Below are 18,001 nucleotides of genomic sequence, written 5' to 3'. Positions count from 1 at the left end.
TTAAGATAAATTTCTACTTAATTTTCTGGCACTTTATACAACTTTTATATAAAAATATTTTACCTACAAAAGCTATTGCCTATAACAATATACATTGTATTGACTTACTTACTTTAAAGAAATTTTTATTATTAAATAATATTTATAATCTCGATAAAATTGGCTACTAATATTTTCCTATTTCAAAGTCTAATGCCTTGATAAATAATCTGATTTACTGTGATAATTATGAAAGGAAAAATAGCAGAGTTAGGTCAGAATGATTTAGGTGATACCTTATCGTAATAATTACGAATCATTCATACTACTTATAAAAAATATAATTTAAAGCATAACGCTGAGCTAGCATTGCAAGGAGAAGTACTTATTCAAGATTGTATTTTGCATGAATTAAAAAAGGAGGATGAATTAGAGCGAATAGATTTATCTAGGCCTGATAATGGTTTTTCATACTCTATTTAATAAGATAAAAGCATCTTATTAAGAGCAATAAAAATGCTCGATTACTTAGGCAGTATCCCTAAAGTTATTTCGATGAATTAATATTGCTCATCGAAATAACCAATTGCTTTATAATTAAAATTTTAGCTAGTTAAAAGCATTAATTCCCGTTATATGGCGACCCAATATTAGAGTATGCACATTGTCTGTACCTTCATAAGTAAACACTGATTCTAAATTTAGCATGTGGCGAATCACATGATATTCTAGACTAATCCCATTACCTCCTAAAAGGTTGCGGCATTTACGGGCAATATTTAACGCTTCACGACAGCCATTTCGTTTTGCTAAAGAAATCATGACAGGCGTTTCGCGTCCTTGATCTTTTAATCTTCCTATTTGTAAATTTAAACACTGCGCTTTAATAATTTCGCTATACATCTGTGCTAATTCAGCTTGTATTAATTGGAAGGAAGCAAGTGGCTTATTAAATTGTTTACGTTCTAATAAATAATCTTTTGTTATGTCAAAACAAGCCATAGCCGCGCCCATAGCACCCCAGGCAATACCGTAGCGAGCTTGACTTAAACAGCTTAACGCAGCACCTAGGCCTTTTCCAGTTCCTGCTAAAAGATTTTCATCAGGCACAAAAACATCTTCAAAGACAAGCTCGCCTGTTATAGATGCTCGCAAAGACATTTTATGCTTAATTTCAGGTCGACTAAATCCTTTAAAATCTTTCTCAACAATAAAACCTCGAATGCCTTCGTCAGTTTTAGCCCAAACAATAGCAATATCAGCAATAGGTGCATTAGTAATCCACATTTTAGCGCCACTTAGCCGCCAGCCACCCGATACTTTTTTAGCATAAGTGCGCATACTTCCTGGGTCTGATCCTGAATCAGGCTCAGTTAGACCAAAACAACCAATAATTTCACCAGCAGCCATCGCAGGTAGGAATCTCTGTTTCTGCTCTTCATTACCATAGCGAAAAATAGGATACATACATAAAGAACTTTGTACAGATACAAAACTACGCAAGCCACTATCACCGCGCTCCAGTTCCTGACAGACTAAACCATAAGCGATATAGGAAGCACCTGCTCCACCATAGTCTACTGGTAAGGTTAAACCCAACAAGCCTAGATCGGCTGATTCTTGAATAAGTTTTTTGGGAAACTCACCTTTCTCAAACGCCGCTGCCATTAAAGGTACTACATCGTTATTAACAAAGCGGGTTACGCTTTCTCTAATTAGTCGCTCATCATCTTGTAATTGCTCATCAAGAAACAACAGATCGTCCACGCTCTTTCTCCCCATTAATAGAGTGTAATGCTAGTAATGCCGCAATAATAGAATCGCGGCTTGGTAATAAATACTGCCAAGCATTGCCTAATGGAATAAAGCAGTCCTCACCTGTTATACGCTTTATTTTTAAATTGGGCGCTGCCTGTTCAACTAAGAGTGTAATTAATCCTTCGCTTATAGAAGCGCTACGTCTTCCTTCATCAACAATGAGAATTTTTTTCGCACCAGTTACTTCTCGCAGGATTGCTTCTGCTGGCAGAGGACTTAGCCAACGCAAATCAATAACTTTGACTGCAATATTGTGCTCTTCTTTTAAAATTTTAGCTGCTTGTAGGGATAAATAAAAACCGTTAGCGTAGGTAAGAATAACTGTATCTCCTTCACCTGCAACACCAACCTCACCTACTTCAATTGTCTGGTCTAGGGCAGGATATTCAAACAACCAGCCATTATCACCAGATGTGTGTAAGTCCTTGGTCATATACAAGGCAATGGGTTCTAAAACGACGACCACTCGCCCCTGCTCATGTGCTAAGCGTAAACAAGTACGTAGTAGTTTTGCCGCGTCAGGCCCATTAGACGGGCAAGCAACGACAACCCCGGGTAAATCTCTTAATACGGCAATTGAATTGTCATTATGAAAATGACCGCCAAAACCTTTTTGATAAGCCAGCGCGGCAATACGAATAACCATAGGGTTTTGATATTGGCCTGAAGAGAAAAATGATAAAGTCGCCGCTTCACCACGTAATTGATCTTCTGCATTATGCAAATAAGCTAAAAATTGTATTTCAGGCACAGGCAAAAAGCCATTATGAGCAAGCCCAATAGCACTACCTAGAATGGTTGTTTCATCTAGAAGAGTATCAAAGACGCGACGCTGACCAAAGCGTTTTTGCAAATCAGCTGTAACACGATAAACACCCCCTTTTTTCCCAACATCTTCCCCAAAGATAAGCATGTTTGGATACTGCAACATTAAATCTGTTAAGGCAAAATTAATATGTTGCGATAGATTACGTTTGATGCCTAATTGATTATAAGAGCTGCCAAATACTTCTTTACGTTGTGGCTCTGCCGGTGGTAGATAGACAAATTTATTATGAGCTTTTGGTATAATTGATCTCATAATTTCATCAGCACTACTTAATTTGGGTAAGCGTACTACCTCCAGCGCTTTTGCTTCAATTAAAGAGCGATTAGTTTGATAAAGCTCGATAATAGACTCAAGCTCCATGAAACCTTCTTCATAGAGCATTCTAGCAGTATGTAGCAAGGGATCATTAGCTTCTGTTGCATCAATTTCGGCTTGTCGCAAATATTGCGACTCAATATCAGAGCCAGCATGCCCTAATAACCTTACACACTTAAGATGCAAAAATACAGGCTGTTTTTTTAGGCGAGCTAAGTTATGTGCTTGCATTGATTTAAGATAGACATCGGCAATATTTAAACCGTCACAAGCTAAATAATGTAACCCAGACCGATATTTGATGGAAGATTCAATCCAAGCTGTGGGTGTAGGTACAGAAATACCAATACCATTGTCTTCACAAATAAAGACAAGGGGCAGCGGATAATTTTGTGCCGCAAGCCAAGAACAAGCATTAAATGTGGTCTGCGCTGCGGCATGATTAGTGGAGGCGTCACCAAAAGAACATAAAATGACTGAATCAGTTGCAAGTTTACTATTAATCTTTAACTCTTTCGCACGTGTAATCGATACTGCAGTGCCTAGCGCTTTAGGTAAATGGGAAGCAATGGTTGATGTTTGTGGAGGAATAGTTAGCACAACGCTACCGAAAACCTTATGGCGCCCTCCTGAAATAAGATCATTAGCTGAAGCAACTAGAGATAATAAAATATCATTGACGCCATCACAGCTTGCAACCTGCTTTGCTCGCTGAAGATAAAAAGCACCACTTCGATAATGCAGAAATGCCATATCTGTATAACGAAAAGCGTAAGCAACAGCAGCATTTCCTTCATGACCGCTGCTACCTATTGTATAAAATGATAGACCTTTTTCTTTAAGTTCTCTGGCAATAATATCGAGTAGGCGTGACTTAATTTGTGAATCGAAGAGATCAATGACGATTTTTTTATCTAGTCCTGTTGACAGCAGCGTAGTATTACTTCTTGGACTAGGAAAGTTACCTTCCTTGACTCGTTTAATAAATTGCTCATCAACTACACTTGCTCTATCTAACATATTTACACCCTGTAGTTTAATCTTTCCAAAATATATTTGCTTTACCTAATTAATAGTAAATTTCACTTTTTAAACAAATTTAATTTTGAAAAAATCAATCCCTTATAATCCTTCTAGCAGCTAGCTGGAAACACTAATTCCATTCATTTAATGAATTAGCAATATTGCTCGGCTGTCAGTATAGTGAAAGGAGTTTACCCCTGACAAGTAAATTTACATGAGTTCGACTTAAAAGAAACGAAGACTCTTTTAAGTCCTAACGAATGTTATCCCGTAAAATGCAAAGCATTTGTGCGGATCTATATTAAAATAGACTTTCGACTTAAAAGAGATGAGAGCTCTTTAAGTCTTAATGATGATGAAATTAAATTAGGTTAATTAATAGTAATTGTTCATGGCTTAATAAGCATAAGCACATAATATATAAAGGTTTTGATACTAAGTAGAAAACGTTTTTATAATGGCTAAATTTATAGTTGCATCCTATAAATATAGGGTAGATCGTCAATATACTTCTTAATATTAAGAAGTTACACAATTGGCATGTCTTAAGCAAGTCACCTACAATTTATACAAAGGATTGCTGAGGATTATTTCATGAAATGGATAATATTATGCCCCATAGTTCTGTTAACTGCTTGTTATTATAATTCTGAAGTCGTTGATTATAAAGAAGTCGTTGTAACACCTCCTCCTTATGAATCAGTAACGTATGTCGATGAAGAGCCCCTTAATGTGACAACAACTGAAATTAGTCGTTACTAGAGCTTTATTAGTATGTCACTAATTTAACAGCATTAAAATAATAGGCAAATTGTGTCAAATTTTTTACGTATTTATTATGACTAATTTGTCTTTTATTTTTTGCCATTATATATAAAATAAATTTATATCAACTGTTGACATGCATGTCATTTGTGGTAAGTTAATCATTAACACTTATTGTTTGTCTAAATATGTCAATTATATTTTGACAATAGGTGTTTATTAGTAAATTTAATTTAAGGAGAATTATATGACTGGAACAACTCAAGGTGGTAAAAAAGCAGCAGCAAGCCGTGGACATGAATCTTTAAGTGCGGCGGGAAGAAAAGGGGGTCAACAATCTGATCATCGTCAAGCAGCAAAAACACGCGGCCACGACAGCTTAAGTCAAGCTGGCAAGAAAGGTGGTAGCCGCAGTAGAAAGAATGATGATTCAGAATAGACAAATTCATTTTAGCTTTAAAAAGCCCTTCCAAGCTACGGAAGGGTTTTCATTTTATACCTAAACTGCAATATTTACAATAGTAACTACTTAAGTCTTTATAAAGGTAGAAATAGATATTATATTCTTAACTTTTAATTCGGAATTAAATAATTTCTCAAATTATTAACTATGTTAGCTTTATACAACTGTATATCCTCCGTATAGCTGTATGGATGATAATATCAAATAGTCTACAGTAACATTTATTAATAAAAGTTATCTATTTATTATTAACTAGGGCCTGTAACATAATTTGTTAGAACGTTTATAAATTTAAGGTAAATTGTAATTTAAAATGCCAAACTCATGTTATTATAAGCCCATGAAATTTATGGTAATACTATTAATCAACAGCTAGCAAAATCTAGAATGGGATTGGTCTTAAAGGAATTCTAGTGATAAAAATAGTTAAAAATATAATCGACATTTATTTAGGCGTTCCAAGCCTAACTAAGAGATTGTTACCTGTAGTTATTACAGAGCATTTAGTTATATCTTTTTGTTTAAATATATCAGTATATTTTAAGAAAGTTGATCATTATCATTACAGTCAGATAGGTCAATTTATATCAAATTATTACTGGGGATGTTTGTTAGGCGCACTTGTTGGTGGAACTTTAACTCTGTACTATAGAACAACTAAAATTTCTGGTTTGTGTTTAATCGCTCTCAGTGGCTGCTTATATAGTTTGTTTAGTTCATCAAGTCCAGGGATGATAAATTTAGCTATGTTTTGCCTGGGCGGAATAGGAACAATAGCAGCTACTAGTAATATAACAAGTCTTATTAGATCCGCTAGAGGCAATAATAATTATATATTAAAAATCATCAGCTTAGAATTAATTTTATTTAATCTAAGCTTTTCTTTTATTACCTTTATTTTATTAGATTTAAATATTGAATACTTAACTAATTTTATTGAATCTTTAATAATTTTGCTTGTTATTAGTGGCTTATGGGCATTTACCTTTAACCATGCTATTTTTAGAAACTCTAAATCTAAGAGAGCACAAAATTTCGTATTTTTACCTGAATATAAATTAGAGTTCTTTATTTTAGTAATCATGATTCTTTGCTTTGGTTTGATTTTTTCAATGGTAAAAGTAATTTTTACACCAACACTAATAGACAGATTTGGAAGTAATTTACTATCAGTTACAGCTGCTTCAATTAATCCATGGATAATTTTTTGCATTCAACCATTAATTATCGAGCGAGTCAAAAAAACAAATTCAACATGGTTTTTAGGCCTTGGTGGCTTGTTGGTAGGTTTGAGTTACTTTTTATTTGGAATAGCTACTTCCTTTGTATTAACTACCTTATCATTAATTTTATTAACGTTTGGAGAAATGTTGTTCTCCCCATTATCTAAGCATTTTGCTGTTCAATTATATGACGAAGGTCAAGAAGGCGTTGCATCTGGATTATGGAAAGCAGTATTTTTAGGCAGTGGCGTCCTAGGCCCAAAATTGTCAGGTTATGTCGCTGAGTATTACAGCAACTATATAGTTTGGAAATGTTGTGCATTATTAGGGATGATATGTTTTATCCTTTCATTATTTTTACGTAAAGAGAGATTAAAGACTTCACATAATCGAGTAATTTTAAATAATTGAAATTTCAAAGGCTAAATATGAGCATTTATAATAAATTAATATATATGGCTGCCAATCCTTATTATAAAGAAATAATATTATGTAATGAAAAAGGAGAAGAATTAAAGTCTTCAAAAGCAATCTTAAAAGAAATTAAAAAAGAATTTTCCATTGGTTCTTCACAATTGTCAGTTGACTTTAGACAAGCGTGTGAGACAAGAGTAATTGATTAGTAATTTTTAGGCGCAAATATTGAACAAATTATTTATTGCTGGGTGTGGCATAAAATTTTTATCTCATATTACATTAGAGACACAATCTCTAATTAGAAAAAGTGATTGCGTTGTTTATCTAGTTAATGATCCAGCTATGAAGAGATGGATCATGGAGAATAGTAAAAAAGGTGTATCTTTAGATTCAATTTACTTTAGCTTTAAGGAGAGAAAAAAAGCCTATAGTGGTATATGCCAAGAAATTATTAATATAGCTAATATATATTCAATTACTTGTTTTGTAACTTATGGCCACCCGCTAATTTTATCCAGCTGCTCTCAGCAATTAATTAAGGATATTGAAGAACAATCACCTAATATTCAAGTAGAAATAGTTCCTGGGATTTCTAGCTTGGATAGTCTTTTCTGTGATTTAAGAATTGATCCAGGATTGGGTGGTATCCAAGCATATGAAGCAACAGAGTTCTCAAATAATAATTATAAAATTAATTCTAATAGTCATTTAATTCTATGGCAGATAGGCGTCGCAGGTATAAAAGCAATAATTAATAATGACAAAGAACTTAAAAATAATATAGAAAGAAAAAACACAATCGTTAAGATCAAACATAAGCTACTTAATTTTTATAAAGAAAATCATACAATTGTTTTGTATGTTGCATCTATGTATCCTTCTATACCCTTTGAGAAAATAGATGTGTTGCTTACTTTCTTAGATGAGATTAATATTCCTCGATTATCTACAGCATACATACACCCAATCTAACTTGTTAAATGCTGCAAGTTGACTTTATCTGAACACATCCCCTTAAAAATTGGCCTTCAAAACTAAACCCATTATAATTATTTTGATGAAAACAAAAATTAAATCTTGGATCAAGCTCTGAAAGATGCCGGGAATTCTGAATCAACTCACTATCTTTAGGAGGATAATTGTGAAAATAGTTAAAGCTAATATTTTTAGAAAGTTTAGCAAATACTGTATCTGATAGTAGTGAGTTCTCCTTAGACATTTCTTCAATAAATTTACTTAAAATACTATGAATCACATCTATTTCTTGATTTGCAGTAACTCTTTCATTCTTCTTTGTTAGAAAATGCGGAGTAGTTGGGTATTGCATAGAATAATAAATAGGGTATTTATCACTCTCATAGATTAATGAATGAGGAACCATAACAGTAGGAACCTTCCGCAATTTAAATGCTTCAGCAACTAAATATTGGATACTCTTTAAAGGTAGTAAGCACTCTGTTGTAGCTGGCATATATCCTGGATGTTGTCCCAGAGCAACTTTTATTAAATGAATAGCTGTGTTTGTCAAATAAGGACTAGATGTTCTTAAATTTCTATCTTTCTGCACTTTTGAATAAAAAATATCAAAGTAGGTACTGTTTACATTGAAAGAATCAGTATTATTTTTTCCTTCAAGGATATAATTTTTAATTTCTCTCCATGCTGGATCAGAAAGTAAATAATTTATCCAGCGTTCAGAGAAATAAGCAAGGCAAGCCATCCATTTTTTATCACTTTGTTTATTTATAGCTCTAAATAAGTTAAAATGTTCAGTTAATTTCCGTGGCGTAGTTAAATCATAGTTAGTTAATTTTGAAAGTCTATTTATTCCATTATGACTATTTATGCTTGGAAGCATAAACGCGGTTCTCGCGCCTGCCGTTGCTTTAAGGATACCATTTGGGCTGTAGTTTCTTCTATTAATTTTTTTAAGCAAAATACCTTTATTGAATATTGTTCCTGGTCCATCAACTTGATATGGGAATACTTGCTCGTCGAATTCAATAAAGTATTCAATATACTTATCAAGAATAATTCCTAGCGGCGAAGAATACATGCCATAGCCCAGATCCTGTGCAATAGTTTTATCTATATTAGAGTCAGATAATTTAATAAAACTATCATTAGATAAAGGTAAAAAGGAACTACTTGTATCTCCTTTTAACATACCATAAGGAAAATAAATCAGATAAACTGGGATATTTTTATTTGGTGAAACATTATCTATTAATTTTGTGAATTCTAGATTAATCGATTCAAACCTATTTCTTATCTCACCCCAGTTAGTTCGTACAATTCCTCTTCCTTCATCCAGTGCTGAAAACATAAGTTTATCTATTCCATTTATAAAAACCATTTTTAAAGGTGGTTTTTATTAACAATTAATAAAATGGCTTTTTAAAATAGTTTGTAATTAAAGTCAATCATGATTAAATCCTTATGGTTAGCTAGCACTTAATGCTGAAATGAACATAAATGCAAAATGGACTTCATAAACAATTTCAGCGTACATGCAAAATTAGCAGAGAAATTAAGTTCTTAGTGAGACTACAGAGTCTGGCTTTGGCCTAAACCGCAATATTTAAAAAATAACTTAATAAAAATATTAATAGATATTAATAAAAGGTTTAAAAGGTTAATTTAGGATAAATAAAATGAAGTTATGGAAAAAATATAGATTGCATCATTATAAGCTTTCTTCAAATAAAAAACTTATAAAAATGAATCCAAAAAATGCGTCAAAAACCCAAATTGCAAGCATACAAAAAAGATTAATGTCCCAAAGGCCTCTTTCTCAATTTTTAAAATGGCTTAAAACGCAAATAGATTCGGGAGACGAAAAATTCTCTTTAGATGCTCAAGAACTTATACTGTCTAAACCTTTGCATGCAAACACAAAATTTATCTTTATTTTACCAGAAGTATTTGAATGTTATTATAATTATTCAGGGATTCCTGCCGAGTTAATACAATCGGAACTAAAAAAAGCTTTGATGATAACATTTAATTACACCATTGTTAGAGAAGACAAAATTATAGAGGTGTTTCCCTGTCATTTTTTTTAGAATTTAAGATTAAATTATTTAGCTTAGCTAAAGAATTTATACTCTTATGTCCATTTGACACTTTCCTGAAAGGTATGCTTTCAACTAAGTTACGCCATAATAGGCGTAATTTGCAAAATACTATTTAAAATCAATTAAATGTTCAAAAGCATTTATTTAATAAGTATCAAAGCATATCAATTTTCTCTTCCCTTACATTTTAAAATGACGATTAAGAAAAGTACTTATTGCTTGTAATACTGCTCGTTTATCATGATTTATGGGTGAGTGACCAGCATAAGGTAATTTGATATCAGTAAAGTCAGATATGAATGCTTTAATTTGTTTCACTTCACTATCATTAACTAAGCTGCCAATTTGAGGATTACCTCGAATAATTAAAAGAGGACATTTTATTTTAGGAAATAGTTCATCAATACTGTATTGATGAAACGTTGCTTCGAAATCATTAATCATAGCATGTAACATGTCTGGGTCGCATTGGGCTAAACTCTCAGGCATATGTATATTATTAAAAGCAGAAATATTTAAAAGACGGCTAACTTTAAGCCATTGGATTAACTGATTAGCAAATTCACCCTGCTCTGTTATAAGCCTTTTTAACGAGGCTGTCGTTAGAGGCGCATCAAGCATGATTAACGCCCGCACAAGACTTGGATAATGCGCTGCGGTCATTAAACCAATCATTCCGCCTAACGAGTGTCCTAGAATAATCGTAGGTTGTTTAATATATTCATTGATAAAGCATTTTGTATCTAATAAGTAATCTTGTAACTTATAAGCGCCGGGCACATGCTTAGATTTACCATGACCGCGAAAATCAATAGCCATTACATGCAAATATTGCGAAAGCTCATTAACTACAGGATTAAAAACTTGCCAATTTTTAGTCGCCCCATGAAGTAGTAAAATGGGTAAACCATGCTTTGGCCCTTCTACCACGTTAAGCTCAATATCATTATACTGAAATCTCTTTTCTTTCATTAAAATTCCTACACAATGTCATTATTCAATATAGTAGAAAGCTTACATAAAGTTAATTTTTAAAATTAAAATAACAAAGCCTAGTAAGGTAAGAATAGCTAACTTTCTAGTGTTTAACTTGTAAAATAAGACTTTAATTTAATCATAAAATGACCTTAACTTGTTATCTTAAATTATTTTAAACTAAAAAGACTATTGACAGACATGGTGTAGTTTACATAACATGCCTACGCTGTAAATTAAATGCTCACAGCTTTATGGAAGTAAATATAAGGAGTTTATGTAATGAAGATTTCAAAATTAGTTTTTGCTCTTCCCCTGGTAATATCTCAATCTGTATTTGCCGTAACATCCGATAAGCCCGACGCCTGCCCTACTGTTAAGGCGCTTTCATCTATAGGAGTCAGTAATGCTGAGTTTGTAGAAGATGGCGATGCGTGGGTAACTTATCGTCCAAGCAATAGCTTTGAAACAGCTGATAAATGGACTTTAGTAGTCTTACCTATAGAAGCTAAAAATGCTTCTGAGGCTGTTAGCAAGGCAAATAAATCGCTACCAAGCTTAACTTTATTAGAAGGTCCTAGAGAAGAAGACGGTATGTGGGGCTGCTTATATACCAATAATGATTATTCTTTAATGGCTATTGCCGTAACACCTCCTTTATTTGGTAACTGGAAAGGCTTAGCTCATAAATTTAATTTAAAATCAACTCATTAAAATTTCTAAATTCGATGCCTGCTTTAAGTTCTATTTTAGATAAACAACTTCTATCAGAAATGTAAGCAGGCATTCATTTCTTACCTACTAAGCGCTTTTACTTTTAAAGAAGTAGGTATTATTTTTGTTAAAACAACTTCATCCTTTATAAAAAAGCGTATTTTCAACTTGCCGCTTCACGAATTGTCCATATTCGTTGTGTCTTTGGTGGCAATAATGCCGACTCAATCCATAAGAAAAAGCTTTTGCCATTTACTATTGGCATTGATTTAGAAGCTAAAGCGACTGAGAAAGGATATCTTTTACGTGCCGCTTGTAAAACAGCTAATACATGACCAATATCGCCATGATTATCTTGTAAAACTAGTTCATGATTTCGATAAATCACTGTTACAGGCTGCCCCTTAAGTGCTTGTTTGATTACTGTCTCAAGCCGTCGCCATTTGGCTTGTTTTCCTCGCTGCTGTTCTGCTTGAGTTGGGTTTTGTTGAAATTTAATTCTGGTATGTGGCATGAGAACATTAGCCCAGGTATTATTTGTTGGCTTTTGTTGTAAAAAGTAAGTGCATAAAGCATCTACTAAATAACGATATTTTCCAGAAATGTCAGGACTTGTACCACGCCGAGTATTGATATAAATAGCAAAGGCCAGAGTATGCGCATTTGCTGTATATAAGTATCCAGATAAACTAATTATCCCTCGCATGGTTCCTGTTTTAGCCCGAACCAAATCTTGTTGATTGGGTTTTTTAAAGCGTTTTTGTAAGGTTCCATCTCGCCCAGAAACAGGTAGAGCCGCTATATACTCGTAAGCTAATGGGAAGCGGGCAAAGAGAAAACGAAGTAAATTAACTGTTTGATTAGGAGTCAGCAAATCATAACGAGACAAACCCGAACCATCTGTTAAAACAGCCTGCTTAAGGGCAATCCCTGTCTGTTGTTGTAAAAATTGTTTGATAATCGTTTGTGCCTGATCCCAGTTAACAGGCGCCCCATTTAATTTGTCCGCTGCGTGTAAAAATAGACTATCAGCGTATAAATTATCTGAAGGTTTTAACGTATCTGCTAATAATTGCGCAATGGGTTTTGAGGTATCGGTAGCAATTAGCAAGGTACCCACAGGCGCTCTACCTAACAATACATCACCTTCAAAGGTAATATTCGCTCGCGATAGTTGCTGCCTTAATAAGCCTTGAGCATACTTAAGCGGATTACGAATAGCCATTCTCTGTTGAATTGCCCATTGCCCAATGCCAACGCAGCCATAGACATTAAGATGATTCTCTTTGTCCATGATAAAGCTAATGCCACAATGTCCGGTCTTATCTTTGGTAATAACTTGGTTACTTACTATAATACTGCCACTATCATCCTCTACTTCCACGATTGCAGGTAGGGATGGTTTATTAGCAGGATTAACCGTGACAGTCATCCTATTTGCATCTACCATAACAGGCGCTAATGGTGCTCCATAGCTGTAAGCTAAATCCTCAATCATCCAGCCAGGCGCATAGGGATCAACACCTGCGTGACTACTATCAATAATGACATTGCCTTGAATTCGATTGATATGCCAATTCTTTAATTCAGCGATCAGATCTCTTAAACGTTCTCGGCTAAAAGAAGGATCGCCTGATAAATGAAGATAGAGGTTACCTTTTAATATACCTTGCTGAATCTGGGCAGAATTAATACTTAGCTTATTTTTAAAACGGTAATCCGGTCCAAGTACCATTAAAGCGGCAGCATCTGAGAACAGCTTCATATTACTGGCGGGAATAAATGACTGCGCTGAATTTCTCTGATATAGAGTAACACCGCTGGTTAAGTCAACTACTTCTATGCCGATATTAATTTTAGGATCAATCTGATTAATTAACTTATCAGCACCACTTTGAATACTAGCATATAAAATTGCTGGGCTTAATAGTAAAGCCATGTGTGTGAAAATCCTTTTCATTAATTAAATATCCTTATTTAAGAATTACGCTTAATCATAACGTAAGCCCATTCGCTCCAGAAGACCAGCTAGCGTATCATTATCAAAAAATTGGATTTGTAATAAACCTCCAACGTTGTGTGTAACAATTTGTACGGGCGCGCCTACTTGCTCAGCTAATTGTGTTTCTAAATATTTAATATCTAAATTAGAAGTAATCTTATCTCTTACAATTGATTTTTTTAATCCTTTCACACGTTCTTCTAAAGCGCGAACAGACCAATCTTTATCAATAACTAGCTGTGATAGTTCATTTTGTACTGTAGGAGTAAGACCCACTAGTAAACGTGCATGACCTAATGTTAGCTTACCAGAAATAATTTTTTCTTGTACATTCTGGCATAAGGTCAGTAAACGTAGAATATTGGCAATATGACTACGGGATTTACCAACTAAAATTGCTATCTCATCTTGATGAAAATTAAATTCGTCCCTCAAACGGCGATAACCTCGTGCTTCCTCAATTAAATTTAACTCTTTACGTTGAATATTTTCAACCAGTGTAAGTGCTGCTGCTTGTTCATCAGTATAATCACCAACAAGACAGGGAAGCTCAGTAAGATTGACAAGCATTGCGGCTCGCCAGCGCCTTTCACCGGCAATAATTTCATAACGATTAGAGACAATCTCACGAACAATTAATGGTTCAATTAAACCCTGGGCTTGGATAGATTTTGCCAATTCTTGTAATGATTGTTCATCGAAATGAAGCCTAGGTTGATAACGGCCTCTTTGCAACATTTCAATGGGTAGGATCTTGTAAACTGTCGCCATTTGGCTCCCTAAGATAGCTTAATACCTTAAGCTCTATCATAAAAGTACCAACCTAAATAGAAAAGCATATGCGCAAAAATAGCAGACAATAATCCATAGTGCCAAAAAATCCAACCGAAAATAATTGCCTGAGTCATATGAAGTAACAACATAACATAAATAAAGCGCTGAGTTGTTAAACAGCCGGCTGCAATAAAAGCAGGTAAATGTCCGACTGTGACGACTAAGCCACTAATTATAATAGCAGCCCAAATTAACAGAGGCTGTTTTTCACCTGTATATAGGAAAGCAAAAAAGGTAATCACATTGATTAGGCCCCAACGGACTAAAATTTCTTCAACTACACTGCCATATAAAAGGCAGCCGTCAATGCCAAAGGTCGTACGTAATGTTTTCATTACAGCAAGCGTTGGCTTATCAAGAAGTTTGCTAGCTACGCCATAATAAAGAAAAAGAAAAAAAATGAGCCCCAATGTAGTAGCAATCAAAACAGGGACAATGTCAATTAAGTCTAAAATAGACTGTCCTTGTAGCAAACCATTTAAAATGGGATCCCCTAAACCGGTTACTAACGACAAAATGCTTCCTGCTGCACTCATTAATAAAACCATAATTAAAGTTTGCACTGTAATAATACGTATAAAGCGACTTTTTAATTCCTTACTGTTATGAGGTAGGAGTAAATGAATTAACCGCGGGATAGCAATGTAAACACCCGGTAATGCTAAGAAAAATAAAAAGAATGTAATTGACCAATTAAATACCATGGTTTCCTTTACTCAATACACTATAGAAAAAGCCATCACAATTGTTTATTCCGGGTAAAAGTTGGTAACCATAATCTGTTGCGACACCCCATGGCTGTTTTTCCATAATGTAAAAAGCATCTTTTTGACTCCCTATAAAATTAGCAATTTGATTAGTATTTTCTTGCTTTAAAACAGAGCATGTTGCATAAACTAAAATGCCACCTGGTTTTAGTACCTGCCAAATCCGTTGTAGTAAAGCTGCTTGTAATGTTACAACCGTATTAATCTCAGCTTGAGTTCGCAGTAACTTAATATCAGGATGCCTTCTTATTACGCCTGTTGCGGAACAAGGCGCATCAAGAAGGACACGGTCAAACAATTGCCCATCCCACCAAGCTTCAAGGTCAAGCACATCACCCTGACGAAGGGTCGCTTTTAAACCTAGCCTGTTTAAATTATCTTGTACACGTTGTAGGCGCTTAGCATCAATATCTAATGCAATACATGCCTTTAAGTGAGGTTCAGACTCTAAAATATGGCATGTTTTTCCACCTGGTGCAGCACAGGCATCTAAAATTCGTAAATTAGGTTTGAGCATTAACAAAGGAGCAGCTAATTGCGCTGCTTCATCTTGTACTGCAACCTCACCTTCTGTAAAGCCGGGTAACTCATGCACATCGCAAGGTACATCTAGCTCGATTCCTACAGGCGAGTATTGATGTGCTTTGGCATTAAAACCAGCCTGTTTTAAGCGCTGTAAATACGAATCACGGTCAATGCGCTGCTGATTGACTCTTATACTCATCGGTGGATGTGCATCGTTATTAGTTAAAATTGTTTGCCAATCGTTGGGCCAGTCTTGCTTGACTTGTTTAACAAACCATTCAGGATGACCATATATAAATTTAGCTTGCTTTGCTAAGTCAGACAAAATTGTTTCTTTTTCGCGGCAAAATCGCCTTAAGACTGCATTAACTAAACCCTTCGCCCAACCTTTTCGCTCTTTATCAAGCATAGCTACTGTTTCTTGTACCACTGCATATTCAGGCTTATTTAGAAAATTCAGCTGATAGAGTCCTATCAATACAGTTAGCCACACATCTAATTGCTTAGGCCTTTTTGTAAGCAAATAATCTGCTATTGCTTCAAGGCGATAATAATGGCGACAAACGCCAAAACAAATGGCTTTCGTTAATGAAGCTTGCTCTATATCATCTTGTAATAATTGCGTTAGAGACACTTTATTTTTTAATAATTTTAACAAAACATGTAAAGCGTTTAATCGTGGGTTATTCATCGAAGAATCTGGCCAATTTCAAGTTGAGAACGTGCTGAATTAAGCCAATCGGCTACTGATAAGATTTTACCGCCAGCAAACTGTAATCGTTGAATACGTATAGATTGATCGCCGGTAGCGACGATAATACCTTTTTTATCGATAGAAATAATTGTTCCCGGGCTTTGAGTAGTAGTCATAGGTTCAATTTCTGCTTGATGAATACGAACAACTTCAGAGCCGGTATAAGTATAAGCAATAGGCCAGGGATTATAAGCTCGTATCTGCCTATCAATGATAGTTGCTGTTTGATTCCAGCTAATTAAAGCATCTTGTTTATTAATTTTTCCAGCATAGGTCGCTAGGGAATGCTCTTGCGGTATAGGCTGGCTATATCCCTCTGCTAGAGCATTTAGCGTTTCAAGTAAAGGCGCTACAGCTAATTGCGCTAACTCATTATGCAAAGAACCGGCCGTGTCTGTTGGTTTAAGTCGGTAAGAAACCTTATTAAGCATATCACCTGTATCCATACCAACGTCCATTTGCATAATCGTTACCCCTGAATAATCATCACCATGCAAAATAGCATGTTGAATAGGAGAAGCACCACGCCAGCGTGGTAATAAAGAGGCATGAACATTTACACAACCTAAGCGGGGTATGGACAAAATACTTTTAGGCAAGATCAAGCCATAAGCAATGACAACTAATAGATCAAGGTTTAAAGCAGCTAATTTTTCAACCTCTTCTGTATCTCGGAAATTTATCGGTTGATAGACAGGTAATTGATGCTCTAAAGCCCAATTTTTTACTGCAGAAGGTTGCAGTTTACGACCTCGCCCCGCTGGTCTATCAGGCTGAGTATAAACAGCCAAAAGTTCATGTTTAGAATTAAGTAAAGCATTAAGGCAAGGTAAACCAAACTCTGGCGTACCAGCAAAAGCTATTTTAAAACTGGTCATTATTTATTACGCGCCTGCAATTGACGTTTAAATTTATCCAATTTTCTTCTTGCCATAGCGCGCTTTAAAGGAGAAAGAAGATCAACAAAGAGCTTGCCATTTAAATGATCAATTTCATGCTGAAAACATTCACCTAAAACGCCTTCACCACTCATTTCATAAAATTCGCCAAAGCGGTCTTGAGCACGAACAGTCACTTTTTTAGCTCTTTTAACAGTATCATAAGCGCCCGGTACTGATAAGCAACCTTCTTGATACTCAGCAACACCCTCTGAGGCAATGATTTCAGGATTTGCTAAAATCAATTGTTCTTTCTTATCGCCAACAATATCGATGACAGATAAACGTAGACTTACACCAATTTGTGGCGCAGCAAGACCTACACCATCAGCAGCGTACATGGTTTCAAACATGTCTTCGATTAACTCATGAAGTCGCTCGTCAAATTTTTCTACTGGTTTTGCCACTTGCCTTAAACGAGCGTCGGGTAAATAAAGAATTTTCCTAATAGCCATATGGATCTATGTTAATAATAAGAATGCATGGTATTATCGCCAATACATTTAGTTGCTGCAAGATAATTAGGCTTTAAACCACTTAACTAGCTTTATTTAGAAGTTAAAGCAGTAAACTTTGTTATGGG

Annotated in this window: 17 protein-coding genes; 7 read left to right on the top strand and 10 right to left on the bottom strand. The window is 34.8% G+C overall.

What is annotated here, in order from left to right; genetic code table 11:
* Nucleotides 1-588 precede the first annotated feature (588 nt).
* Both ACQUW5_RS05440 and ACQUW5_RS05435 read right to left on the bottom strand, forming a co-directional pair.
* Nucleotides 589-1,746: an acyl-CoA dehydrogenase family protein gene (locus ACQUW5_RS05440; protein WP_444990199.1), complete on the bottom strand. Its 1,158-nt coding sequence runs from the start codon at nt 1,744-1,746 to the stop codon at nt 589-591.
* Complete coding sequence (locus ACQUW5_RS05435) at nt 1,724-3,961, bottom strand: thiamine pyrophosphate-dependent enzyme (RefSeq protein WP_444990198.1); 2,238 nt, start codon at nt 3,959-3,961, stop codon at nt 1,724-1,726. The genes ACQUW5_RS05440 and ACQUW5_RS05435 overlap by 23 nt, the downstream gene beginning before the upstream one ends.
* 597 nt (nt 3,962-4,558) lie before the next feature.
* Here ACQUW5_RS05435 and ACQUW5_RS05430 point away from each other — a divergent pair.
* The 5 genes from ACQUW5_RS05430 (at nt 4,559) to ACQUW5_RS05410 (ending at nt 7,804) form a co-directional block, all read left to right on the top strand.
* On the top strand, nt 4,559-4,726 hold the full coding sequence (locus ACQUW5_RS05430) for a hypothetical protein (protein ID WP_444990197.1): 168 nt from the start codon (nt 4,559-4,561) through the stop codon (nt 4,724-4,726).
* Nucleotides 4,727-4,976: 250 nt separating this feature from the next.
* Nucleotides 4,977-5,168 (top strand): hypothetical protein, encoded by a 192-nt coding sequence (locus ACQUW5_RS05425; RefSeq protein ID WP_444990196.1) that lies wholly within the window; start codon nt 4,977-4,979, stop codon nt 5,166-5,168.
* Nucleotides 5,169-5,605: 437 nt separating this feature from the next.
* Nucleotides 5,606-6,826 carry an MFS transporter gene (locus ACQUW5_RS05420; protein ID WP_444990195.1) on the top strand — a complete coding sequence of 407 codons (1,221 nt, stop codon included), beginning with the start codon at nt 5,606-5,608 and terminating at the stop codon, nt 6,824-6,826.
* Between the two features lie 17 nt (nt 6,827-6,843).
* Nucleotides 6,844-7,038: a hypothetical protein gene (locus ACQUW5_RS05415; protein ID WP_444990193.1), complete on the top strand. Its 195-nt coding sequence runs from the start codon at nt 6,844-6,846 to the stop codon at nt 7,036-7,038.
* Nucleotides 7,039-7,057: 19 nt separating this feature from the next.
* A complete protein-coding gene (locus tag ACQUW5_RS05410; protein WP_444990192.1) occupies nt 7,058-7,804 on the top strand; it encodes an SAM-dependent methyltransferase in 747 nt (248 codons plus the stop codon).
* Nucleotides 7,805-7,808: 4 nt separating this feature from the next.
* Here ACQUW5_RS05410 and ACQUW5_RS05405 read toward each other — a convergent pair whose 3' ends face one another.
* Nucleotides 7,809-9,158 (bottom strand): hypothetical protein, encoded by a 1,350-nt coding sequence (locus ACQUW5_RS05405; protein WP_444990191.1) that lies wholly within the window; start codon nt 9,156-9,158, stop codon nt 7,809-7,811.
* A 328-nt stretch (nt 9,159-9,486) separates the two neighbouring features.
* Here ACQUW5_RS05405 and ACQUW5_RS05400 point away from each other — a divergent pair, with 328 nt between their 5' ends.
* Nucleotides 9,487-9,897, top strand: coding sequence for a hypothetical protein (locus ACQUW5_RS05400; protein WP_444990190.1), 411 nt, complete (start codon nt 9,487-9,489; stop codon nt 9,895-9,897).
* Between the two features lie 192 nt (nt 9,898-10,089).
* Here ACQUW5_RS05400 and ACQUW5_RS05395 read toward each other — a convergent pair whose 3' ends face one another.
* Nucleotides 10,090-10,881 (bottom strand): alpha/beta fold hydrolase, encoded by a 792-nt coding sequence (locus ACQUW5_RS05395; protein WP_444990189.1) that lies wholly within the window; start codon nt 10,879-10,881, stop codon nt 10,090-10,092.
* A gap of 285 nt (nt 10,882-11,166) precedes the next feature.
* On the opposite strand from ACQUW5_RS05395, the gene ACQUW5_RS05390 reads away from it, so the two are divergent.
* Nucleotides 11,167-11,598 carry a DUF4949 domain-containing protein gene (locus ACQUW5_RS05390; RefSeq protein ID WP_444990188.1) on the top strand — a complete coding sequence of 144 codons (432 nt, stop codon included), beginning with the start codon at nt 11,167-11,169 and terminating at the stop codon, nt 11,596-11,598.
* A gap of 163 nt (nt 11,599-11,761) precedes the next feature.
* Here the strand turns inward: ACQUW5_RS05390 and dacB are convergent, their stop codons facing one another.
* From dacB to def, 6 genes are read right to left on the bottom strand one after another with little or no spacing between them, the layout of a single operon-like run.
* Complete coding sequence (gene dacB / locus ACQUW5_RS05385) at nt 11,762-13,558, bottom strand: D-alanyl-D-alanine carboxypeptidase/D-alanyl-D-alanine endopeptidase (protein ID WP_444990187.1); 1,797 nt, start codon at nt 13,556-13,558, stop codon at nt 11,762-11,764.
* A 30-nt stretch (nt 13,559-13,588) separates the two neighbouring features.
* Nucleotides 13,589-14,371, bottom strand: coding sequence for a ParB/RepB/Spo0J family partition protein (locus ACQUW5_RS05380; RefSeq protein WP_444990186.1), 783 nt, complete (start codon nt 14,369-14,371; stop codon nt 13,589-13,591).
* 26 nt (nt 14,372-14,397) lie between these two features.
* Nucleotides 14,398-15,138, bottom strand: coding sequence for a CPBP family intramembrane glutamate endopeptidase (locus tag ACQUW5_RS05375; protein ID WP_444990185.1), 741 nt, complete (start codon nt 15,136-15,138; stop codon nt 14,398-14,400).
* On the bottom strand, nt 15,128-16,417 hold the full coding sequence (gene rsmB, locus ACQUW5_RS05370) for a 16S rRNA (cytosine(967)-C(5))-methyltransferase RsmB (protein WP_444990184.1): 1,290 nt from the start codon (nt 16,415-16,417) through the stop codon (nt 15,128-15,130). The genes ACQUW5_RS05375 and rsmB overlap by 11 nt, the downstream gene beginning before the upstream one ends.
* Nucleotides 16,414-17,358, bottom strand: coding sequence for a methionyl-tRNA formyltransferase (gene fmt, locus ACQUW5_RS05365; protein ID WP_444990183.1), 945 nt, complete (start codon nt 17,356-17,358; stop codon nt 16,414-16,416). Before fmt ends, rsmB begins: the two co-directional genes overlap by 4 nt.
* Nucleotides 17,358-17,873 (bottom strand): peptide deformylase, encoded by a 516-nt coding sequence (def, locus tag ACQUW5_RS05360; RefSeq protein ID WP_444990182.1) that lies wholly within the window; start codon nt 17,871-17,873, stop codon nt 17,358-17,360. Before def ends, fmt begins: the two co-directional genes overlap by 1 nt.
* Nucleotides 17,874-18,001: the final 128 nt, after the last annotated feature.

Source organism: Legionella pelazae (genome assembly GCF_052527395.1).
Note: the sequence above shows the minus strand (reverse complement) of the source record. Positions and strands in the feature narration are given on the sequence as shown.